Origin of the sequence: Paraburkholderia caledonica NBRC 102488, assembly GCF_000685095.1 — a bacterium.
GTDB classification, from domain to species: Bacteria; Pseudomonadota; Gammaproteobacteria; order Burkholderiales; family Burkholderiaceae; genus Paraburkholderia; species Paraburkholderia caledonica.
In genome coordinates this window covers 732,469-755,114 of record NZ_BAYE01000001.1, presented here as the reverse complement: position 1 = coordinate 755,114, position 22,646 = coordinate 732,469, and the positions used below count along the sequence as shown (strand labels likewise).

General features: G+C 62.5%; 20 protein-coding genes. 12 read left to right on the top strand and 8 right to left on the bottom strand.

Annotation, left to right across the window (positions count from 1 at the left end; all coding sequences use genetic code 11):
• Window positions 1-27: 27 nt before the first annotated feature.
• The 3 genes from BCA01S_RS03475 to BCA01S_RS03465 all read left to right on the top strand — a co-directional run bounded on the left by BCA01S_RS03475 (window position 28) and on the right by BCA01S_RS03465 (window position 3,310).
• A complete protein-coding gene (locus tag BCA01S_RS03475; protein WP_027775716.1) occupies window positions 28-990 on the top strand; it encodes a substrate-binding domain-containing protein in 963 nt (320 codons plus the stop codon).
• Window positions 991-1,058: 68 nt separating this feature from the next.
• Window positions 1,059-2,108, top strand: coding sequence for a sugar phosphate isomerase/epimerase family protein (locus BCA01S_RS03470; RefSeq protein WP_027775715.1), 1,050 nt, complete (start codon window positions 1,059-1,061; stop codon window positions 2,106-2,108).
• Window positions 2,109-2,158: 50 nt separating this feature from the next.
• Window positions 2,159-3,310, top strand: a complete 1,152-nt coding sequence (locus BCA01S_RS03465; RefSeq protein WP_027775714.1) for a Gfo/Idh/MocA family protein — start codon at window positions 2,159-2,161, stop codon at window positions 3,308-3,310.
• Between the two features lie 30 nt (window positions 3,311-3,340).
• Here BCA01S_RS03465 and BCA01S_RS03460 read toward each other — a convergent pair whose 3' ends face one another.
• From BCA01S_RS03460 to BCA01S_RS03440, 5 genes are all read right to left on the bottom strand, one after another.
• Entirely contained in the window at window positions 3,341-3,601 is a 261-nt protein-coding gene (locus BCA01S_RS03460; RefSeq protein WP_027775713.1) for a hypothetical protein, read from the bottom strand.
• A gap of 62 nt (window positions 3,602-3,663) precedes the next feature.
• Entirely contained in the window at window positions 3,664-6,858 is a 3,195-nt protein-coding gene (locus tag BCA01S_RS34380; protein WP_042317827.1) for an efflux RND transporter permease subunit, read from the bottom strand.
• Window positions 6,859-6,873: 15 nt separating this feature from the next.
• Window positions 6,874-8,079 carry an efflux RND transporter periplasmic adaptor subunit gene (locus BCA01S_RS34375; RefSeq protein ID WP_042317825.1) on the bottom strand — a complete coding sequence of 402 codons (1,206 nt, stop codon included), beginning with the start codon at window positions 8,077-8,079 and terminating at the stop codon, window positions 6,874-6,876.
• 222 nt (window positions 8,080-8,301) lie between these two features.
• Window positions 8,302-9,462: an ABC transporter substrate-binding protein gene (locus tag BCA01S_RS03445; protein WP_027775712.1), complete on the bottom strand. Its 1,161-nt coding sequence runs from the start codon at window positions 9,460-9,462 to the stop codon at window positions 8,302-8,304.
• A gap of 42 nt (window positions 9,463-9,504) precedes the next feature.
• Window positions 9,505-10,446 carry a CysB family HTH-type transcriptional regulator gene (locus tag BCA01S_RS03440; RefSeq protein WP_027775711.1) on the bottom strand — a complete coding sequence of 314 codons (942 nt, stop codon included), beginning with the start codon at window positions 10,444-10,446 and terminating at the stop codon, window positions 9,505-9,507.
• A 228-nt stretch (window positions 10,447-10,674) separates the two neighbouring features.
• On the opposite strand from BCA01S_RS03440, the gene BCA01S_RS03435 reads away from it, so the two are divergent.
• The 6 genes from BCA01S_RS03435 to cobA all read left to right on the top strand — a co-directional run bounded on the left by BCA01S_RS03435 (window position 10,675) and on the right by cobA (window position 16,903).
• Entirely contained in the window at window positions 10,675-12,354 is a 1,680-nt protein-coding gene (locus BCA01S_RS03435) for a nitrite/sulfite reductase (protein ID WP_027775710.1), read from the top strand.
• Window positions 12,355-12,376: 22 nt separating this feature from the next.
• Entirely contained in the window at window positions 12,377-12,925 is a 549-nt protein-coding gene (locus BCA01S_RS03430) for a DUF934 domain-containing protein (protein WP_027775709.1), read from the top strand.
• Window positions 12,922-13,674: a phosphoadenylyl-sulfate reductase gene (locus tag BCA01S_RS03425; RefSeq protein ID WP_027775708.1), complete on the top strand. Its 753-nt coding sequence runs from the start codon at window positions 12,922-12,924 to the stop codon at window positions 13,672-13,674. Before BCA01S_RS03430 ends, BCA01S_RS03425 begins: the two co-directional genes overlap by 4 nt.
• A 124-nt stretch (window positions 13,675-13,798) precedes the next feature.
• Window positions 13,799-14,761 (top strand): sulfate adenylyltransferase subunit CysD, encoded by a 963-nt coding sequence (gene cysD, locus BCA01S_RS03420; RefSeq protein ID WP_027775707.1) that lies wholly within the window; start codon window positions 13,799-13,801, stop codon window positions 14,759-14,761.
• A gap of 17 nt (window positions 14,762-14,778) precedes the next feature.
• A complete protein-coding gene (locus tag BCA01S_RS03415) occupies window positions 14,779-16,095 on the top strand; it encodes a sulfate adenylyltransferase subunit 1 (RefSeq protein ID WP_027775706.1) in 1,317 nt (438 codons plus the stop codon).
• A 52-nt stretch (window positions 16,096-16,147) separates the two neighbouring features.
• The gene (cobA, locus tag BCA01S_RS03410) at window positions 16,148-16,903 is read left to right on the top strand and encodes a uroporphyrinogen-III C-methyltransferase (protein ID WP_027775705.1); all 756 of its coding nucleotides are present in this window, start codon (window positions 16,148-16,150) and stop codon (window positions 16,901-16,903) included.
• 89 nt (window positions 16,904-16,992) lie between these two features.
• Here the strand turns inward: cobA and BCA01S_RS03405 are convergent, their stop codons facing one another.
• Genes BCA01S_RS03405 through lptF form a run of 3 tightly spaced genes read right to left on the bottom strand, consistent with a single transcriptional unit; the run spans window position 16,993 to window position 19,634 of the window.
• A complete protein-coding gene (locus BCA01S_RS03405; RefSeq protein ID WP_027775704.1) occupies window positions 16,993-17,373 on the bottom strand; it encodes a sirohydrochlorin chelatase in 381 nt (126 codons plus the stop codon).
• 11 nt (window positions 17,374-17,384) lie between these two features.
• On the bottom strand, window positions 17,385-18,533 hold the full coding sequence (lptG, locus tag BCA01S_RS03400) for an LPS export ABC transporter permease LptG (RefSeq protein WP_027775703.1): 1,149 nt from the start codon (window positions 18,531-18,533) through the stop codon (window positions 17,385-17,387).
• Between the two features lie 3 nt (window positions 18,534-18,536).
• Window positions 18,537-19,634, bottom strand: a complete 1,098-nt coding sequence (lptF, locus tag BCA01S_RS03395; protein WP_027775702.1) for an LPS export ABC transporter permease LptF — start codon at window positions 19,632-19,634, stop codon at window positions 18,537-18,539.
• A 137-nt stretch (window positions 19,635-19,771) separates the two neighbouring features.
• On the opposite strand from lptF, the gene BCA01S_RS03390 reads away from it, so the two are divergent.
• The 3 genes from BCA01S_RS03390 to BCA01S_RS03380 all read left to right on the top strand — a co-directional run bounded on the left by BCA01S_RS03390 (window position 19,772) and on the right by BCA01S_RS03380 (window position 22,577).
• Window positions 19,772-21,298 carry a leucyl aminopeptidase gene (locus BCA01S_RS03390; RefSeq protein WP_027775701.1) on the top strand — a complete coding sequence of 509 codons (1,527 nt, stop codon included), beginning with the start codon at window positions 19,772-19,774 and terminating at the stop codon, window positions 21,296-21,298.
• A gap of 70 nt (window positions 21,299-21,368) precedes the next feature.
• A complete protein-coding gene (locus tag BCA01S_RS03385) occupies window positions 21,369-21,785 on the top strand; it encodes a DNA polymerase III subunit chi (RefSeq protein WP_020065155.1) in 417 nt (138 codons plus the stop codon).
• Between the two features lie 90 nt (window positions 21,786-21,875).
• Window positions 21,876-22,577 carry a DUF2486 family protein gene (locus tag BCA01S_RS03380; protein WP_027775700.1) on the top strand — a complete coding sequence of 234 codons (702 nt, stop codon included), beginning with the start codon at window positions 21,876-21,878 and terminating at the stop codon, window positions 22,575-22,577.
• The last annotated feature ends 69 nt before the right edge of the window (window positions 22,578-22,646 follow it).

Below are 22,646 nucleotides of genomic sequence, written 5' to 3'. Positions count from 1 at the left end.
ACAACAGCACAAATTGGAGACACAACCATGAAGCAGGTCATTCGAGCGATCGGCGCCGGCATGCTGGCGTTGGGGATAATGGGCACCGCAGGCGCTGCACGAGCCGATGACAAGGTCACGCTGGGCGTCGCGATTCCGACAGCCGACCACGGCTTCACGGGCGGCATCGTCTGGTGGGCGAACAAGGCGAAGGCCGATCTCGAGAAAGAACATCCGAATCTGAAAGTCATCGTGAAGACAGCGGCCGGAGCGCCTGAACAGGCAAACCAGTTGCAGGATCTGGTCACCGTGAACAAGATCAATGCGCTTGTGATTTTCCCGTTCGAATCGGCTTCGCTCACGCAGCCGGTCGCGCAGGTGAAGAAGAAGGGCGTGTATGTGACGGTGGTGGATCGCGGCTTGACGGACACCAGCGCGCAGGATGCCTACGTGGCCGGTGACAACACCGCGTTCGGCAGGATTCCCGCCGAATATCTGGCGAAAGCGCTCGACGGCAAAGGCGACATTGTCGCGCTGCGCGGCATTCCGACGACGCTCGACAATGAACGATGGACCGCGTTTACCGGCGTGCTGAAGGGCTATCCGAACATCAAGATTCTCGACGCGAAATACGCGAACTGGAATCGCGACGACGCGTTCAAGGTCATGCAGGACTATCTGACGCGCTTCAAGCACATCGACGCAGTCTGGGCCGCCGACGACGACATGGCGGTCGGCGTGCTCAAGGCGATCGACCAGGCGAAGCGCAGCGACGTCAAGATCGTTTTCGGCGGCGCGGGTTCGAAAGGCATGGTGAAGAATGTGATGGACGGCGCACCGCGCATTCAGGCGGACGTGTCGTATTCGCCGAAATTCATCTACGACGCAATCAAGCTCACCGCTGAAGCACGCCTGAAGGGCGAGAAGCTGCCGGCCACCACGATCATTCCGTCGGTGCTGATCACGAAGGAGAACGCGCAGCAGTTCTATTTCCCGGACTCGCCGTTCTGAGCCTTTGCACCGTCTATTGGCAGCGGGGCGCGTAGGCAGACAGCGCACCCCGCTAAAGGAACCATACGATGAGAACCATCAAAGGTCCGGCGATTTTTCTCGCTCAGTTCATGGGCGACGAAGTGCCGTTCGACAACCTCGCGCATCTGGCTAGCTGGGCTGCGGGGCTCGGTTTCAAGGGCATTCAGGTGCCGTGCGATGCGCGCCTGATCGATCTCGAACAGGCGGCGTCGAGTCAGGCGTACTGCGACGAACTGCGCGAGACGGTGGATAACGCGGGCGTCACGATTACCGAGTTGTCGACGCATCTGCAAGGGCAGCTCGTGGCCGTGCACCCCGCTTACGATGCATTGTTCGACGGCTTCGCCGCGCCGCATGTGCGTGGCGACCCGGCAGCTCGCACGCAATGGGCCATCGAGCAATTGAAGCTGGCGGCGAAGGCGTCGCAGCGCCTGGGGCTGACCACGCACGTGTCGTTCTCCGGCGCGCTGGCGTGGCCGTATGTGTACCCGTGGCCGCAGCGTCCAACCGGTTTGATCGAGGCCGCGTTCGACGAACTCGCGCGCCGCTGGACGCCGATTCTGGATGCCTTCGAAGCAGCGGGTGTGGACGTGTGCTACGAACTGCATCCCGGCGAGGACCTGCACGACGGCGTGACCTTCGAGCGCTTCCTGAATGGAGTGAACCGGCATCCGCGCGCGAATATCCTCTACGACCCGAGCCATTTCGTTCTGCAGCAACTCGACTACCTCGCGTTCATCGACATCTATCACGAGCGCATCAAGGCGTTTCATGTGAAGGACGCGGAGTTCCGGCCGAATGGCAGGCAAGGCGTGTACGGCGGTTATAGCGGCTGGGTGGAGCGCGCGGGGCGCTTCCGCTCGCTCGGCGACGGCCAGATCGATTTTCGCGCGATCTTTTCCAAAATGGCGCAATACGATTTCCCCGGCTGGGCGGTGCTCGAATGGGAATGCGCGCTTAAGCATCCACATGACGGCGCGCGCGAAGGCGCGGAGTTTATCCGCGAGCACATCATTCGCGTGGCCGAGCATGCATTCGACGATTTCGCGGGCAGCGGCGTCGATGCAGCGCAGTTAAAGCGCGTGCTCGGCATCTGAGGGCGCTGATTGCAACAGTGAGCCAGCGGTAAGCAAAAGGAGCGGACAAGATGCCATCCAGAAGACTCAGATTGGGTATGGTCGGCGGTGGACAGGGCGCGTTCATCGGCGCGGTGCATCGGATCGCGGCGCGCCTCGACGATCGTTTCGAACTCGTTGCCGGCGCGTTGTCGTCCGATCCCGAGCGTGCGCGAGCGAGCGCCGCCGAGGCGGGCATTGCGCGTAGCTACGCTGACTGGGAGGAAATGGCGCGAGCGGAAGCAGCGCTCGACGACGGTATCGACGCCGTCGCGATAGTGACGCCGAACCATCTGCATGCGCCGGTTGCCACCGCGTTTCTCCAAGCCGGCATTCATGTGGTGTGCGATAAGCCGCTTGCTATTTCACTTGCCGAAGGCGAAGCGCTCGCCAAACTCGCGCATCAGAAGAACAAGCTTTTCGCGCTGACGCATACTTATTCCGGCTATCCGCTGGTGCGTCATGCGCGCGAGTTGGTCGAAGCAGGCGAACTGGGGCAGATACGCGTCGTACAGGTCGAATACGCGCAAGACTGGCTGGCCGAACCGATCGAAACGGGCGGGTTGAACAAGCAGGCCGGCTGGCGCACGGATCCGGCGTTAGCGGGCCCGGCGGGCTGTCTCGGCGATATCGGCACGCATGCGTATCACCTTGCCGCTTTCGTTACGGGTATGACGCCCGCCGCGCTTTCCGCCGAGTTGCACACGTTCGTGCCGGGGCGCCGCATCGACGATCATGTGCAGGCGATGCTGCGTTATGCGAACGGCGCGCGCGGCATGCTATGGGCAAGCCAGGTCGCGAGCGGCGCGGAAAACGCTTTGCGTCTGCGCGTTTATGGGACCAAAGCGGGCATTTCGTTCGACCAGGAGCATCCCAACGAATTGTGGTTGACACCGCTCGGCGGGGCAGCGGAACGCCTGACGCGTGGACGCGTAAGCGGCGGGAGTGCGATCCACGCAACGCGCGTGCCGCCGGGTCATCCTGAAGGTTATCTCGAAGCATTCGCGCAGTTGTATAAGGACGCCGCGTTGCAGATCCAAGCGTTGGACGAGGGCCGCGCGTTGCCGGCCGAAAGCCTGCTGCTCACGACGGTGGAGGACGGCGTGGCGGGTCTGCGCTTTATCGATGCAGTGCTCGCGAGCAGCGCTGCAGACGGACAATGGCGCGAGATCGAGAAGTCGTAAAGCCACGCGGTCGCTGCATGGCTCCACGCTTCATCCGCCTTTGCTCTTCTTGATCTGGGCTTCGAACGCAATGTCGAGCTTGCTCGCCTTGCGCGGTTTTTGCGGACCGTATGCATCGACAAACTTGACGAAGTCGTCGAGCGCGAGCGGATCGGAGACTTTCTTGTCGGTGCCGCCCGATTTGTCGACGAGATAGAAGAGGCCGCCGGAAAGGCTGATCGCGGCGAACTGCGGATTGCCGCTGCGCGTTTTCAAGCGCTCGACAGCGTGGATGGCTCGCGTGGTGCGCATGGTATGGGACCGCTGATCAGGGAAAGACTATTACTTTAACAATTTCGCCGACGCCCCGCGGCTCAGCCCGCGCGGCGCCGCAACTTCCGGCGCAACCAGTCCGCCCAATCTTCCAGCACTGTGTACACGACAGGCACGACGACGAGCGTCAATATCGACGACGTAATCACCCCGCCGATCACTGTCTGCCCGAGCGGCCCGCGTTGCTCGCCGCCTTCGCCGAGCGCGGCGGCGAGCGGCAGCATGCCGAAGATCATCGCGAGCGTGGTCATTAGAATTGGTCGCAGGCGCACCCGTGCCGCTTCGAGCAAAGCCTCGCGCCGCTCCATCACGCGGCCTTTGCCCGAGGCGTCGAGCAGCGTGCCGCGCCGCGCCTGGTTGGCGAAGTCGACAAGCAGGATCGCGTTCTTGGTGACGAGCCCCATCAGCATCACGAAGCCGATGATCGAAAACATGTTGAGCGTGCTGCCGAACAGCAGCAGTGCGACCAGCACACCGATCAGCGTAAGCGGTAGCGACGCCATGATCGCGAGTGGCTGCGCGAAGCTCGCGAACTGCGAGGCGAGAATCATGTAGATAAAAATCACTGCGAGCGCGAGCGCTTCGACTGCAAACACCAGCGACTCGTTCATGTTCTTGGTCGAACCTTCGAAGCGGTAGCGGTAACCGGCGGGCAGATGCATCGCGTCGAGCGTCTTCGCAATGTCCGACGCGACTTCGCCGGATGAACGGCCGTTCACGTTCGTGGTCAGCATGACCTCGCGCTGCAGGTCGCGGCGATTCAGCACGTCCGGGCCGGTCGTTTTCACGATGTCCGCGATCTGCCGCAGGGGCACGAGCACCGGCGCACCGTTCGAGTCGGTGCGATTGGTGGCGATCATCAACCGTGAGAGATCGTCGATGTTTTCGCGTTGCTCGCGCGGCAAGCGCACGCTGACGTCGTAGTCCTGATCGTCGGGCGCCCGCCATGTGCTGATCGCGTCGCCCGAAAGCAGTGGCCGCAATGCAGTGCCGATGTCCGCCACGCCCACGCCCAGGTCGGATGCGAGTTCGCGCCTCACATTGATCGCGACGATTGGCTTGTCGGCCTTCAGGCTTGAATCGAGATCCACGAGGCCGGGGATCTTGCGCATGCGAGCCTGCGCCTCCTCGGAGAGCCGGCGCAGTTCGTCCATGTTGTCGCCCTGCAAGCTGAGCTGGATCGCCTTCGTACTTCCCGCGCCGTCCGGCATGCCGATTTCGGTCACGGTCACGCCCGCCACCGATGCGAGCCGCGCGCGGAACATCTGATTCAGTTCGGCCACGCCGCGTGTGCGGTCGCGCCGGTCTTTCAGCCGCACGGTAATGAGCGCGTTGTTCTTGCCTTGCGTGTTGCCCGAGTTGACCGTTGCATAGGTGTAGCGCACTTCCGGGTAAGTGGCGAGAATCGCCTCGACCTGCTGGACCTTCTTCGACGTGGCTTCGAGCGACGTGCCCACCGGCGTGTTCAAGCCGATCTTCGTGATCGAGAAATCCGCGTTCGGCACGAACTCGGTGCCGACAAAAGGCACGAGAAGCAGGCTGCCGAAAAAAGTCGCCGCGGCCACTACGAGCGTGATCGCCCGATGTTCGAGCGACCAGCCGAGCAGGCGTTGATAGAGCGCGCTCAGCTGCGCAATCTGCTTGTCGAACAGGTGTAGCGAGCGTTCGACGAAACGGCCGTAACGATAGCCTTTGCGGCCTGTGTCCGCGTCGTGAAGATCGGGGTCCGGCCAGATCGACGAGAGCATCGGATCGAGCGTGAACGAGACGAACATCGAAATCAGCACGGCGGCGGCAACCGTGATGCCGAACTGATGGAAGAAGCGGCCGATGATGCCGCCCATGAAGCCGACCGGCAAAAACACCGCGACAATCGAGAAGGTCGTCGCGAGCACCGCCAGTGCAATTTCTTTCGTGCCGTCGAGCGCTGCCGTGCGATGGTCGGCGCCGAGTTGAACGTGCCGCACGATGTTTTCGCGCACCACGATTGCGTCGTCGATCAGAAGGCCCACGCATAGCGACAGCGCCATCAGCGTAATGACATTGATCGTGAAGCCGCACGCGTACATCACCGCGAACGTGCCGATGAGCGCGATCGGCAGCGTAAGGCCTGTGATAACCGTGCTGCGCCACGAGCCCAGAAACAGGAACACGATGAACACCGTCAGCAAAGCGCCCTCGAACAACGTGCGCTTCACTTCATTTACGCTCTCTTCGATGTTGATCGACGAGTCGTCGGTGATGTCGAGCTTCACGCCTGGCGGCAACTGCGGCTGCAAGCGCGCGACTTCCGCGCGCACGCCATGTGCGACGTCGACCGTGTTCTCGCCTTGCGCCTTGATGATCGACAGAAACAACGCGCGCCGGCCGTTGAGCAGCGCCATGCTGTCCGCTTCCTGCTGACCGTCGATCACGTCGGCAACCTGATCTAGCGTCACCGGCTGCGAGGTGGACGAAGCCGTAGGGATCGCCGACTGCGCGCCGCGCCGGGCGACGATGATCCGCTTGAAGTCGGCCGGCGTTTCGAAGCGGCCCTTTACCTGCACCGTCTGCTCGACGCTGTTCGACGTGAGCGGCCCGGCTGGAATCTCCTGGTTCTCGTTCTGCACCGCGCGGATCACCTGATCCACGCCGACCGAAAGCGCCTGCAGTTTCTGCGGGTTCACGTCGATTTGCACTTGCCGCTTCACGCCGCCGACAAGCGACACCGAGCCGACACCGCGCACGGTCTCCAGCCGCTTGCGCACGATCTGATCGGCGACGGTGGTGAGATCGCGCGTGGACAGCGACGCGCCCGGCGCATTCGAGACCGCAACCGTCACGATCGGCATATCAGCCGGGTCGTAGCGCAATACGCGCGGCTCCTTGACGCCGTCGCGCAGGTCGGGGCGGATTAGTGCAATCTTGTCGCGCACGTCCTGCGCGGCCTGCACCGCGTCCACCGCGAGATCGAACTGCACGATCACGACCGATTGCGCGTCGTACGAACGCGACGTGATCTGATCGATGCCGCTGATCGTGTTGACGGCTTCCTCGATCTTGCGCGTAACGTCCGACTCGACCGATTCGGGCGATGCGCCCGGATACGCCGTCTGCACGACGACGATCGGGAACGTGATGTCGGGGAACTGATCGACCTTGAGCCGCTGATACGAGAAGAGACCTATCACGAGGAAGGCCATCATCATCATCGTGGCGAGCACCGGGTTGCCGATACTGATGCGGGTGAACCACATGGGCGAGGGCTCCGCTCAGCGCTGGCCGGAGCCGGACGCGCCGGTGGCCGGCGCTGGGACTGGAACTGGCCTGGATGCAGGCGCCGTGGCTCCCGCCGCGGGCACCATATGCACGGTGCTGCCGATGCGCAACGAGCCGAGATTGTTCTTCACGATCTGCTGGCCGGGGGCCAACGGGCCGCTGACGATCTCGGTCCACGTGCCGCCGTCGGCGTCGCCGGTGATTCCGGTCTGCACCTGTTGTTCCACGAGCTTGCCGCCGACGAGCGCATAGACACTATGGCGCGCGGCGTCGGTACGCACGGCGGTGGCGGGCACTGCCAGCACGTTTTCCCTGCTGCCGACCGAGATAGTGCCGGTGCCGAACATACCCACACGCAATGTGCCCGAAGGATTCGCCACCCTGACATACACCATGATCGAGCGCGAACCGGGCTGCGCGGCGGGATTGATGCGAGTGATGGCGCCTTGTACCGGCCCGTCGATGCCGTCGAACATGATCTGCACTGGCTGCCCGATCCGTACGCGGCCAATCTCGCCGACCGGCACCGGCGCTTCGAGTTCGAGTGTGCGCAGATCCACCACATCGAAGAGCTTGGTATCCACGGCGACCTTTTCGCCTGGCTCAACCGAACGCGACGCAATCTGCCCGTTGAGCGGCGAGCGCACCACGGTGTCGGCGAGCGACAGATTCGACGACGCGAGCGCCGCGCGCGCCGCATCGAGATTCGCGCGCGCGATCTCGTACTGGCTTTGCGCAGTGTCGAACGCGTTCTTCGAGATGAAGCCTTTCTCCACCAGCACGCGATTGTTTTCGAGCGTTTGCCTAGCAATGTCCAGTTGCCCCACCATCGCGGCCATCTGACCGCGGCTTTGCTCGGCGCGCGCCACGTAGTCGCGCGCATCGATCTTCGCGAGAATCTGGCCGCTCTGCACAGCGTCGCCTTCGCGCACGGCGACTTCGAGTACCGAACCGGCGACTTTCGATTTGACGGCGGCTTGCGTGACGGCGCGCAGCGAGCCGGTGAGAGGCAGCGTCTGGACGAGCGAGCGGCGGCTGACCGTGGTGAGATCGTCGGGAGAAAATTCGATCACGGAAGATGCCGTGTCCGCCGCGGCGGCGGGCGTCTCGCGTTTTCTGATTGCCTGACCTATCGCGATGGCGAGAATCACGACGGCAACCACGGCGGCGATGATGATGCGTTTTTTGGTCTTTAGCATGCGCGGTCTGACGGACTTCACGGATTGGCGATACACGCGGATCGGCGGTGGCCTGAGAGGCGGCGGCCCGAGAGGCGGGCGCGCCGCGCGCTCATCGCGCAATCGGCAAGTTAGCCTGAGCCCGCGCTCACCGCAAGCTGGCCATCAGCATGCTACACGGAGGTTGCGGGGCGCGAGGCCGAGCCCGCGGCGCCGCTCGAGCTTGCGCACGCGCAGAAAGGCTTACTGACTCAGATAAACGAACTTGCCGTTCCTGATGATGCCCATCACGCTCGCGCGCTGATCCAGTCCCACGTGGTCCTTCGCGCTCGTATTGACGACGCCGTTCGGCACCACCAGTTCATGCGCGTGTTCCAGTTCGTTGCGCAACGCGACGCGGAAGGCCTCCGTTCCCGGCTGCGCGGCCTTGAGCGCGCGCGTCACCGCGTCCTGCAAACGCGGATAAACGCCCGCTGCATCGCCCGCGAATTGCGTGACGCTGCCCGGCCCGTACTTCGCCTCGTACTCGTTCGCGAACGCGAGCGCCGCCTTTTTCGCCGGATGATCGGCCGGCAACGTGCGCGCGACCACGACCGGCTGCGTCGGGAACAGCGTGCCTTCCACGTCCTTGCCGCCGAGCTTGATGAATTCCGGCGTCGCGATGCCATGCGTCTGGTAGATCGGCCCTTTGAAACCGCGCTCGATCAGCGTGCGCTGCGGCAACACGGTCGGCGTGCCTGCGCCTGCGATCAGGATCGCGTCGGGTTTCGCGGCCATCAGCTTGAGAATCTGGCCGGTCACGCTAGCGTCGGTGCGGTTATAGCGCTCGGTCGCGACCAGTTGAATGTGGCGCAGCGCCGCGAATTTGCTGAACTCGTTGAGCCAGCTCTCGCCGTAGCCGTCCGCGAAACCAATGAAACCGACTGTCTTTACGTTGTGGTTCGACATGTAGCGCGTCATCACGTCGGCCATCGCGCTGTCGGTCTGCGCCATCTTGTAAGCCCACACCTTCTTGCCTTCCTGCGGCTCGACGACGCTCGCCGAGCCGATCAGGGTGATCATCGGCGTCTGGCTTTCGGCAACCGGATCGAGCGCGGCCATTGCCGCCGGCGTGATGTTCGGGCCGACGATCACGTCGACGTGATCTTCGTTGATCAGCTTACGGATATTGCGCACGGCGGCGCCGGGGTCGGAGGCGTCGTCGAGGAAAATGTAATCGGCTTTCTGGCCGGCGATGGTGGCCGGCCACATCAGCATGGCGTTCTTGCTCGTAATGCCGATCACCGCGGCGGGGCCGGTGCTCGACAGATCGATGCCGACCTTGATGTCGGCGTGTGCGGCGGTGGCGAACAAAAGAGCGCCGAGAGCGGCGAGGCCGCGAAGTTTGTTGTTATGCGACGTCATCGATGGGTCTCCGTAGCGGGATGGCAGGAAGCGGTTGTGACTTCAAAGTTCGTAGGTTTCGTGTTCGCCCTTGAGCGCCTGTTCGATCAGCTTGCGGTTCATGCTCGGCGACAGCAGTTCAACGAGCGTGTACACATAACTGCGCAGATACGCGCCCTGTTTGAGCGCGACTCGCGTCACATTGCTGCCGAACAGGTGGCCGACCGGCATTGCCCGCAAATGGCGGTCGCGCTCGGCGTTAAAAGCAATGTCCGCCATGATGCCGACGCCGAGACCGAGTTCCACGTAGGTTTTGATCACGTCGGCGTCAATGGCCTCCAGCACGATGTCGGGATTCAGCCCGCGCAGCCGGAACGCCTCGTTGATCTTGGTGCGCCCGGCGAACGCGTTGTCGTAGGTAATCAGCGGATACTGGGTCAGATCGTCCAGCGACAAAAGTTTGCGATCGAGCAGAGGATGGTCCGGTTGCATCACCGCCACGTGGTGCCACTGAAAACACGGCAGCGAGACCAGTTCCTTATAGTTAGCGATCGCTTCCGTCGCAATGGCGAGGTCCGCCTGGTCGTGCAGCACCATCTCGGCGACCTGCGTCGGGCTTCCTTGCAGTATCGAAAGGTGAACCTTGGGAAAGCGTTTCTTGAATTCGGCGATGGCGGCGGGCAGCGAGTAGCGCGCCTGGGTATGCGTGGCGGCGATCACGAGGTTGCCCTGGTCCTGCGCCGCGTAGTCCTTGCCGACGCGCTTCAGGCTCTCCACTTCCTGCAAGATCCGCTCAACCGACTGAAGAATGATCCGGCCCGGCTCGGTGAGCGAGCGAACGCGCTTGCCGTGACGGGTGAAGATTTCGACGCCCAGTTCGTCCTCGAGCTCGATGATGGCCTTCGAAACGCCTGGCTGGCTGGTATACAGCGCCTTGGCTGCTTCGGTCAGGTTGAAGTTCTGCCGCACAGCCTCGCGGACGAAGCGGAACTGATGCAGGTTCATATATAACCTCTCCGCATATCAAAAGAATTTTTTAGTCGTTTGAAATATAAGGCGAGTTTATTACGATCTGTCCATCTTTTTCAATATGGATATCTGTATTTGTTATAAGCAAATGAGAGATAGGTCTAAACCCTGACTCGATCCAGCTGACAAACACGGATGTTCAGAGCGCGGCGAAACCGGATCGCCTCGTGTCACGCGGTAACGCAAAAAAATTGGGGTCCCCGAATGTACCAATACGATCAGTACGACCAGACCATCGTCGATGAACGGGTCGCGCAGTACGCCGATCAGGTTCGCCGCCGTTTGTCGGGCGAATTGAGCGAAGAGGAGTTCCGTCCGCTGCGCCTGCAGAATGGCCTGTACTACCAGCGCCACGCGTACATGCACCGCATCGCGATTCCGTACGGCAATCTGCGCAGCGACCAGCTTCGCATGCTCGCGCAGATCGCGCGCGAGCATGACCGGGGCTACGGCCACTTCTCCACGCGTTCGAACATCCAGTACAACTGGATCAAGCTCGAGGAAACGCCGGAGATTTTGCGCAAGCTCGCGTCGGTGCAGATGCACGGCATTCAGACCTCGGGCAATTGCATCCGCAACATCACCGCCGATCAGTTCGCGGGCGTGGCGCCGGACGAATTCGTCGATCCGCGTCCCTGGGCGGAAATTCTGCGTCAATGGTCGACGTTCCACCCCGAATTCGCGTGGCTGCCGCGCAAGTTCAAGATCGCCGTGTCCGGTTCGCACGAAGACCGTGCCGCCGTGCAGATTCATGACATGGGCGTGTACGTGAAACGCAATGCTCAGGGCGAACTCGTGGTCGACATTCTGGCGGGCGGCGGTCTGGGCCGCACGCCGATCGTCGGCGCGGTGATCCGCAAAGACCTGCCATGGCAACACCTGCTGACGTACAGCGAAGCCGTGCTGCGCGTGTACAACCGCTACGGCCGCCGCGACAACATGTACAAGGCGCGCATCAAGATTCTCGTGAAGGCGCTCTCCCCGGAGAAGTTCGCCGCGCAGGTCGAGGAAGAATGGCAGCACCTGAAGGACGGCCCTTCGACGCTCACGCAGGCCGAGTTGGATCGCGTGTCGCAATACTTCCAGCCGCCGGTGTACGAGAAGCTCGCCGACACGGACGCTTCGTTCGAAAAGCATCTGCTGGAAAACCGCGCGTTCGCCCGCTGGGTCGAGCGCAATGTGCGTCCGCATAAGATTTCGGGCTATGCAGCGGTCACGCTGTCGCTGAAGAACGGCGTAGTCGCGCCGGGCGACGCGACCGACGCGCAAATGGAAGCGGTCGCCGATTGGGCCGACGAGTACTCGCTGGGCGAGATCCGCGTGTCGCACGAACAGAACCTGATTCTCGCGAACGTCAAAAAGCGCGACCTGTTCGCGTTGTGGGAAAAGGCCAAGGCACAAGGTTTCGCAACGCCGAACATCGGCTTGCTGACCGACATCATCGCGTGCCCCGGCGGCGATTTCTGCTCGCTCGCGAATGCGAAGTCGATTCCGATTGCGCTCGCCATTCAGGAGCGTTTCAACGACCTCGACTATGTGTACGACGTGGGCGACGTATCGCTGAACATCTCGGGTTGCATCAACGCTTGCGGTCATCACCACGTCGGCAATATCGGCATTCTGGGCGTCGATAAGGACGGCTCGGAGTGGTATCAGGTGACGCTCGGCGGCGAACAGGGTACAGGCGCAAGCGGCGCTCAGCTGGGCCGCGTGATCGGCCCGTCGTTCTCGGCGGAAGAAATGCCGGACGTGATGACGAAGGTGATCGACACGTTCGTTGAAAACCGCCATGAAGGCGAGCGTTTCATCGACACGTACACCCGCATCGGCATGGCTCCGTTCAAGGAACGCGTGTACGCGTCGCGTCAACCGGCTCACGCGTAACCGCGCAAAGGATACAGAACAGATGGCTTCTATCATCAAGAACCGCGCGATCGTCAACGATGACTGGACGCTCGTGCGCCCGGCGGAAGACGGCTCGCTGCCCGCGGTGAACGAACTGCCGGCTGGCCGCGTGCTGGTGCCGCTCGCGTTGTGGCAGGCAGAGCGCGATGCATTGAGCGCTTCGCGCAGTGCCGCGGAGCTGGGCGTGTGGCTCGCGCCGGACAGCGAGCCGGCGGACATTGCCGGTGACTTCGACAAGCTTGCCGTGATCGCCGTGGACTTCCCGGTGTTCCGTGACGGCCGCGGCTATAGCATCGGCCGCCTGCTGCGTGAGCGTTATGGCTACAAGGGCGAACTGCGCGCGATCGGCGACGTGCTGCGCGACCAGGTGCGTTTGATGTTCCGTTGCGGCTTCGACGCTTTTGCAGTGCGCGCGGACAAGGACATCGGCGACGCGCTGAAAGCATTCGACGACTTCACCGTGCAATACCAGGGCGCGTTCGACGAGCCGTCGCCGCTGTTCCGCCGCCGCGCAGCTTCGTCTTCTGCTTCGCAAAAGGTTTCGGCATGAGCGCCACCTCGTTGCAATCGCTCACACCGGAACTTGCGGCGAAGGTCGAGCGCCTTGACGCGCTGCTCGATTCGATTGCCGCTCGTCACTCGAACGTGAAGCTCGCAAGCAGTCTCGCCGCCGAGGACATGTTGCTCACGCATGCGATCTTGTCGCGCGGCGTGAAGATCGGCATCTTTTCGTTGAATACGGGCCGCTTGCATGCCGAGACGCTCGGCATGATCGATCGTGTGAAAGAGCGCTATGACTACGACATCGAGCAGTTTCATCCGCAGGCTGCCGCGATTGACGAATACGTCGCGTCGCATGGGCTGAATGCTTTCTATGAGAGCGTCGATCTGCGCAAGCGCTGCTGCGAAATCCGCAAGGTCGAGCCGTTGAACCGTGCGCTGTCGGATGTCAGCGCGTGGGTGACGGGCCAGCGTCGGGAGCAGTCGGTGACGCGTGCCGAATTGCACGAGGAAGAACACGACGCCGCGCGCAACATCGCGAAGTTCAATCCGCTGACCGACTGGACCGAGGCTGAGGTCTGGGACTATCTGAAAGCGTTCGACGTGCCGGTGAATCCGCTGCATGCGCGCGGTTATCCGAGCATTGGCTGTGAGCCTTGCACGCGTGCGGTGCGTCCGGGCGAAGATAGCCGGGCAGGTCGCTGGTGGTGGGAGTCGCGCGATACGAAGGAATGCGGGCTCCACATCACGACGATTACGCCGATTGCAGTGGACCGCGGCGAGAACGCTCCGGCCTGACGCATTGCCTCACTTGTGTTGCGTCGAAGACTTGGCTTTGCCAATTCACGCCGCACATACCGAAATGAATATCAGCGCTTTCACGGGCAACCGCTCGACAAGCGAATCAACGAAGGACCCAAACATGAGCACCACGCTCGATTCCACTGTCAACGCTCCGCTTGCCAACACGGCGAACCGGATGGATCACCTCGATTGGCTCGAAGCCGAGTCGATTCATATCCTGCGCGAACTGGTTGCCGAATGCAGCAAGCCCGCGCTGCTGTTTTCGGGCGGCAAGGACTCGGTCGTCGTGCTCGCGCTCGCGCTTAAGGCCTTCGGCATCGGCGCAAATCGCAAGACCGTGTTGCCGTTCCCGCTCGTGCATATCGACACCGGTCATAACTACGACGAAGTGATCGACTTCCGCGACCGTCGCGCGAAAGAGATCGGCGCGGAACTGGTGGTCGGTCACGTTGAAGATTCGATCAAGCGCGGCACGGTGCGTTTGCGCCGCGAAACGGATTCGCGCAACGCGGCGCAAGCCGTGACGCTGCTCGAAACCATCGAACAGCACGGCTATACCGCGCTGATCGGCGGCGCGCGCCGCGACGAAGAGAAAGCCCGTGCGAAAGAGCGCATTTTCTCGTTCCGCGACGAGTTCGGCCAGTGGGATCCGAAAGCGCAGCGCCCGGAACTGTGGAGCCTGTATAACGCCCGTCTGCACAACGGCGAGCATCTGCGTGTGTTCCCGATCTCGAACTGGACGGAACTCGACGTATGGCAATACATCGCTCGCGAAAAGCTCGAACTGCCGTCGATCTACTACGCGCATCAACGCGAGATCGTGCGACGCAATGGCCTGCTCGTGCCGGTCACGCCGCTCACGCCGATGCGCGAAGGTGAAGTCAGCGAAACGGCACAAGTGCGCTTTCGCACCGTGGGCGACATTAGCTGCACGTGCCCGGTCGAGAGCGATGCGGACGATCTGGAGAAGATCATCGCCGAAACGGCCGTGACAGAAATCACGGAACGCGGCGCGACGCGCATGGACGATCAGGTCTCCGAAGCCGCGATGGAACAGCGTAAGAAGCAGGGTTATTTCTAAGCACACGAGGCAATGCAATCATGAATATTCATCAACCGGAAGACCTCGGCGTGCTTCGCTTCATTACCGCTGGCAGCGTGGACGACGGCAAGAGCACGTTGATCGGCCGCCTGCTGTACGACAGCAAAGCCGTTCTGAGCGATCAGCTTTCCGCACTGTCGCGCGCCAAGAATAAGCGCACCGTAGGCGACGAAATCGATCTGTCGCTGCTGACCGACGGCCTCGAAGCCGAACGCGAGCAGGGCATTACGATCGACGTCGCATATCGTTACTTCGCGACCGCGAAGCGCAAGTTCATCATTGCCGATACGCCGGGCCACGAGCAGTACACGCGCAACATGGTGACGGGCGCGTCGACCGCGCACGCGGCGATCATTCTGGTCGACGCAACGCGGGTGACGTTCGTCGACGGCGTCGCGCAATTGCTGCCGCAAACCAAGCGTCATAGCGCGATCGTCAAGCTGCTCGGCTTGCAGCACGTGATCGTTGCGATCAACAAGATGGATCTGGTCGAATACAGCGAAGCGCGGTTCAACGAGATTCGCGACGCGTATGTCGATCTCGCGCGCCAGCTCGGCTTGACGAATGTGCGTTTTGTGCCGGTGTCGGCGCTGAAGGGCGACAACATCGTGACGGCGAGCGAAAGCATGCCGTGGTATGCGGGCGAGCCGCTGCTCGATCTGCTCGAAGCGTTGCCGGTCGAAGTGCCGACGGGCCAGGCGCTGCGTTTCCCGGTGCAATGGGTGGCGCGTCAGGACGGCAGCCAGGCCGACGATTTCCGCGGCTACATGGGCCGTGTGGAAGCGGGTGAGGTCAAGGTGGGCGACACGATCGTCGTGTTGCCGGCCAACCGCGAAGCGACGGTTGCGGAGATCATCGCGCCGGTGGTCGGCGGCACGGCGCAGGTGGATCGCGCGTTCGCCGGTCAAACGGTGACGATCCGTCTCGCGGAAGACGTGGACGTGTCGCGCGGCGATACGTTCGTCTTGCGCGAAGCGGCTCCGGAGCCGGCGAAGAAACTCGAAGCCGACCTGTGCTGGTTCGACGACACGCCGCTTTCCACGCAACGCAAGTATCTGCTGAAGCAGACCACCAATACGGTGTTCGCGCGCATCGGCGCGATCAAGGAAGTGCTCGACGTGCATACGCTGTCGCAGTCGACCGATCGCCGCGAACTGGCGATGAACGATATTGGCCGCGTAGCGTTGACGTTGCAAAAGCCGTTGGTGTGCGACGTGTATGACTCGCATCAGGGCACGGGCGCCTTCGTGCTGATCGACGAAGCGACGCATCACACGGTCGCGGCCGGCATGATCCGGGCGTTTTCCGCGTAATGATTGGCGCAGCCGCGCACCGCGAACGCTCCTGACGAACAGGCTGAGGCAAATGGGTAAGGTTTATCTGATCGGTGCTGGACCGGGCGCTGCGGACCTGATTACGGTGCGCGGCGCCCGGCTTCTCGCGACCGCCGATGTGGTCCTGCACGACGCGCTGGTGGAGCCCGCGATGCTCGATTACGCGCCGTCGTGCGCGCGCCGGATTGCGGTGGGCAAGCGCTGCGGACAACTATCGACGGCGCAGCAGTTCATCAACAAGCAGATCGTGGATGCCGCGTTGGAGCACGAGGTGGTGGTCCGCCTGAAGGGCGGCGATCCGATGCTGTTCGGTCGCGCCGATGAGGAGATGCGCGCTCTCGAGGCGGCCGGCATCGAGTATGAGGTGGTGCCCGGCATTACGGCGGCGCTGGCTAGCGCGGCCTCGCTGAAGCGCTCGCTGACGTTGCGCGGCGTATCGCGCAGCGTCGCGCTGGCGACGTTCAGCCGCGCGCCGGGCTCCGACGAAATCCGCGAGCAGGTGAACGCCGATTCGCTCGTGTTTTACATGGGCCGCGATAGCGGCGTTGAGATTGCGCAGCAATTGATCGATGCAGGCAAGCCGGTTTCCACGCCTGTCGCGATTGTCGAGGCCTGCAGTACCGAGCGTGAGCGGATGTTGACGCTGACGCTCGACAAGCTTGCTGCTGGCGAAGCGCAAAGATGGGTCGATGTTTCGCAGCCGAGTTTGGTGATGATTGGGGAGGCGTTTGCTGAGCGGCAGATCAGCGCGTTTCGGTCTGCGAGTGGGACGTTGGTGGCGGCTTAAGTTTTCGACTGCGTTTTGGACTCGAGGCGTCGCGCGTCGCTCGGCCCCGGGCGGAACGCGTCGCCAATCGGCGAAGCAAAACAACGTTCTCAGATCTGCCGCAAACAATACGCTGCGACTGCGTCCAGAACCGCTTCGTCTTCACCGACCGCCACCGCACAGCGAATTTCGACAGCCGGGTACAGCCCCCGGCACCGCTCGATTAACTCGGGCAGGTCCTTCCTGATATGTCCGCCTTGCCCGAAGAACACGGGCACCACGGTGACGAGCGCGCAACCTTGCGTAGCAAGCTGTCCGATAGCCGTGGGCAAGTCCGGTTCCATCAATTCCAGAAAGGCCAGGCTCACCGCCTGCGTCTCTACGTCGTGCGCTCGTGCGGCTGTCAACTTCTGCGCCAGCCTCTCGAACGGCTCGCGCCAGCGCGCATCTCTCGCGCCATGCCCGAACAACACCAATCCATGCGTAGCCATGACAAAGGCTCCTAGTGCCGGTCAACCCATTTCAACCCGACGAGACCCAGCACCAGATACACCAGCCCTGGGGTTGCCGCCGTTAGCGGCGCGGGCCAGGTGTTGAGCGTGCCGATATGCGAGAACAGCGTGTTGAACAACTGGAAGCTCATGCCGAGCATGATCCCGCCGAACACCTTCATGCCGACCACGCCGGCCCGCGTATGCAGATACGCGAAGGGCAGCGACAGCACCAGCATGACGAACACGGCGAACGGATACAGCACCTTGCGCCACAGCGCGATCTCGTAACGCTGAGTGTCCTGATGATTCTCGGTCAGATGCTGGATATAGCGGAACAGATTGAACATCGACATGCGGTCCGGCGACACGAGCAGCACCGAAAGAATCTGCGGTGTAAGCTCCGAGCGCAACGAATATTCAGGCAGCGCAACCTGCTTTGCACGATACACAGGGTTGAGCGCGTCGGCCGGCGTGCCCGGGGGCGGCGGCACGTCGATTAACTGTGTATCGGTCACGCCGGTCAATTGCCAATGCCCCGGCGGCTGATATACGCCGGTCTTCGCAATGCGCACATTCGAGAGCCGGAACTTCGAATCGAACTCGTAAATCCGCACGTTACTGATTGTCGCGTCCGGCTTCAGTTCGCCGACGTTCACGAAGCGCGTGACCTGCTCGCCGTCCGCGCGCGCCGTGAGCGTATCTTTCACCCACACGCCCGACTGGAAGTTGCTCGATACCGACGACCCCAGCGCCTCCAGCCGCACACGTTCCGACAACTGATCGGTGTACGGACCGACCACTTCGCCGATCAGATACGTGAGAAACACGAGCGGAATGCCGATCTTCAGCAGAGAGCGCAATGCCTGATTGGTGGCGAGCCCGGACACGCGGAAAATCGTGTACTCGGAGTTCGCCGCCATTTGCGCGAACACGTAGATCGCGCTGATCAACGCGGCAACGGGAATGATTTCGTAGAAGCGCGACGGCGTTTGCAGCGCCACGCGCAGTACCGCGTACTGGAATTTATAGTTGCCGTGGCCGACCGAGTTCAGTTCGTTAATCAGGTCGAAGAAGAAGAACAAGCCCGAAAACGCGAACAGAATGAAGATGAACGTGAGATAGATCTGACGCGCGAAGTACCTTTCATAGATGCGCATCGGTCACGCTCCCTGCGAACGGGTGAACATGGCTCGCGTGAACAGCGGCCGGTTGCGCACGCGCAGCCAGAAGATGAATGCGACAACCGCAGCCACGATCACATGCAGACTCACGAGTCCAACCCCGAACGACATCTTGCCTTGCTCGATCCACGACTGGACGACGTTCAACAGATTCGAATAGGTCAGATAGATCAGCACGGCCATGACAAGATTGATCGTGCGGCTGCGCCGCGGGTTCTGATGCGCAAGCGGGATGGCGAGCAGCATCAGGTTGATCGCGATGAGCGGCAGGCCGGCGCGCCAGGCGAACTCCGCGAGATTTTCTCTCGTCGGATTGCGCAGCAGCGTGAGCGTGGGCGTGCCGGTGGTGCTCGTCGTATTGACGACCGGCTGGCTCTCGATTTTGACGCCGTAACGCTCGAACTCCATGATGCGGAAATCCGGGTGTCCCGGTTCGCCCTCATAGCGGCGGCCGTTTTCCAGAACCACAAAGCGGTCGCCGTTCTTATGCGTTTCGGTGTGGCCGTTCTTGGACACGACCACGTTAACCTTGCCGTTTTCCGTGCTCGTCACGAACACGTTCTCGACATGGCCCTGGTCGGGCGACATCTTTTCGATGAAGAACACGCGGTGAGTGCTCGCCGATTCGCGGAACTGGCCGGGCGCAAGTAGCGAAACTTCGTCGCGCTGTTGAAAACGCGCGCGGATCAGTTTGCTCTGCTGATTGGACCACGGCCAGCCGACGAACACGAAGAACATGATGAGAATGATGATCGGCGTGGCGAAGATGCCGATCGGCTTGATGAACCGCGTGAGACTCACGCCCGAAGACAGCCACACGACCATCTCGGAGTCTTTGTACCAACGTGTCAGCACGAACAGGATCGACACGAACAGCGTGGCGACGAGCATGATGGCCAGATAACCGATCACGGTCAGCCCGATCAGGACCAGCACGTCGCGCGGGTCGATTTCGCCCTGCGCCGCGAAGCCGACGATGCGGATCATCATCGTGGTCAGCACGAGCGTGAGGAGAACCATGAACACGGCACCAGCCGTATACGCGAGTTCGCGCTGGAGGGAGCGTTCGAAGATCATTATTGATGACGAGAGGGGGCGCTCTCAGCGACGCGCGGGTTGCTTCCCGTCACGCCTCCGGTGCAGCCGCCGCGGGAAAAATAGCGGATAATTGCGGCTTTCATCCTAAGCCCAGATTTTATCCGAGGACAAGCGCGATGGACTTTAGCATAAAAGCCTGTGATTGGACCAAAGGCTCGTCAAACGGTTTCCTCACCGGGAAATCCGATTGCATCGTAATCGGCGTGTTCGAGTCGCAAACGCTCTCGGGCGCGGCACTCGAAATCGACGTAGCCACCAAGGGCCTCCTGACCCGCATCATCAAGGCGGGCGACATGGACGGCAAAGCGGGCACCACGCTGTTCCTGCATGAAGTCTCGGGTATCGGCGCGTCGCGCGTGCTGCTCGTGGGCCTCGGCAAACAGGACGCTTTCGGTCAGAAAGCCTATGGCGAAGCCGTGCGCGCGGCGTGGCGCGCGCTGCTCGCCACGAAGGTCGTGCAGGTCACCTTCACGCTGGCCCAACTGCCTATCCTCGAGCGTTCGGCCGACTGGGGCGTGCGCGCCGCGATCCTCGCGCTGCGCGAACTGACCTATAAGTTCACGCAAATGAAGAGCAAGCCGGACAACTCTGCGCGCGCACTGAAGCGCATTGTCTTCAGCGTGAATACGGGCGACGAGAAAGCCGCCAAGCTCGCGGCGAAGCAGGGCGCGGCGCTTGCCAACGGCATGGATCTCACGCGCGACCTCGGCAATCTGCCGAGTAACGTCTGCACGCCGACCTATCTCGCGAACACGGCGAAGAAGCTTGCCAAAGACTGGAAGCTGAAGGTCGAAGTGCTCGGCGAAAAACAGTGCGAAGCGCTGAAGATGGGCTCGTTCCTGTCGGTCACGGCCGGCTCGGTCGAACCTGCGCAGTTCATCGTGCTGCAGTACCAGGGCGGCGCCGCCAAGGCCGCGCCGGTGGTGCTGGTCGGCAAGGGCGTGACGTTCGACACGGGCGGCATTTCGCTCAAGCCAGGCGAAGGCATGGACGAGATGAAGTACGACATGTGCGGCGCCGGGTCGGTGCTGGGCACGTTGCGCGCCGTCGCCGAGCTGGGCCTGAACATCAACGTGGTCGGCATCATTCCGGCAGTCGAAAACATGCCCTCGGGCACGGCCACCAAGCCGGGCGACATCGTCACCAGCATGAAGGGTTTGACGATCGAAGTGCTGAACACCGACGCCGAAGGGCGCCTGATTTTGTGCGACGCGCTCACTTATGCGGAGCGCTTCAAGCCGGCCGCGGTGATCGACATCGCCACGCTCACGGGCGCTTGCATCATCGCGCTCGGCCATCACAACAGCGGCCTCTTTTCGAAAGACGACGCGCTCGCGGGCGAGTTGCTCGACGCATCGCGTGAGGCATCCGATCCGGCCTGGCGCCTGCCGCTCGACGACGAGTATCAGGAACAGCTGAAGTCGAATTTCGCCGATCTTGCCAACATCGGCGGGCGTCCGGCGGGCAGCGTCACGGCGGCGTGCTTTCTGTCGCGCTTCACCGACGCGTATCCGTGGGCGCATCTCGACATCGCCGGCACCGCATGGAAGAGCGGGGCGGCGAAGGGAGCGACGGGCCGTCCGGTGCCGCTTCTCGCGCAGTTCCTGATCGACCGGGCCGCGGACGGTCGCGCCGCGCAATGACGCATCGCAGTAACGTTGCACGCGTGGCACGTGTGCGAGGGATCGCACCCGGCGTCAGAAGGAGTTGCCGATGACGAGAATCGACTTTCACTCGAACGTCGGCGACTCGCTGCTGTATGCATGCCGCCTGGTGCGCAAGGCGTATCAGGCGGGACAGCCCACCATCGTCGTGGCCGAGCCGGAGCGCCTGCGCGCTTTCGACGAACAGCTGTGGACCTTTTCCGCGCTCGACTTCGTGCCGCACTGCATGGCCGGCACCCCGCTCGCCGCGCAAACGCCGATCGTGCTGGCCACGAATCTCGACGACGTCCCTCATCATCAGGTGCTGCTCAATCTGGGTGCGAGCGTGCCCGCGCAATTCGCGCGCTTCGAAAGATTGCTGGAAGTGGTCGGTAACGCACACGACGAGCTCGCTGCGGGCCGCGAACGCTACCGCTTCTATCGCGATCGCGGCTATGCTTTGAACAACTACAAGCAGGGCGGTTAGGTTTCCGCTCCGCGTCGCGTTGTGCCCTGTCGAGGCGATTCGGCGCATACGCGGCCTGCTTTCGCTACGACTCAAACACGGAGGGCGCAGGTGTCCGATCCCAACGATAACTCCATCCCGGTTCTGAGCGAGGTGCTGGTGCCGGGCCATGTGGCGCAACGTCGCGAGCCGCAGGCCGGCGCCGCCGCGCCGGCCGAAACGCCGCTGCGCGAAGCGGAAGCGCTTCGTCAGCCGGACGTCACAACGGAGCCCGAACTCGCGCCGCAGCCGGTCCTCACACCGGAAGAAACGCGTGCGCCGGAGCCGGTGCTTGCGCCGCAGCCTTTGGGGACTGGGGCTAACGCTGCCGTAACCGATAAGGCGCGTTCGACGGCCGATCATGCTCATGCCACGAACAAACCGCGGCCGCATGTTTCGGCCGAAGCCGGCCACACGCATGACGACGCGCTGGCGGCGTCCGCGGCCACGTTTGATCGGACGGAACCGCCGCCGCCGTTTGAAGCAGCCGCGACGGTGCCGCCGGATATCGCTCAGGAAGTGGACGCGCACGGACAGTCCGATATCGATGCCGAACGCATCGCCGAGCGGCTGCGTGAGCGGGTCGCGGGATTCCTTGCGGGCGAGGGGCGCGGCGTCATCGAAGCACGCTGTCGCAGCGCTGTCGAAGAGCACGCGACGCGGCTCGTCGATCAGATCACGCGCGAAGTCGTATCGACTCTTGAAAACCAAATGACCGCTTGGGTACGCGAAGCGGTTGAAGCGGAGATTGCCCGGCGATCGGGCGGCGCGTGACAGTCGACGCAACGGCGTCGCGAGCGTGGCGCGACGCATCGAGCCACGCTCACGCCCCGGCCAATCAAT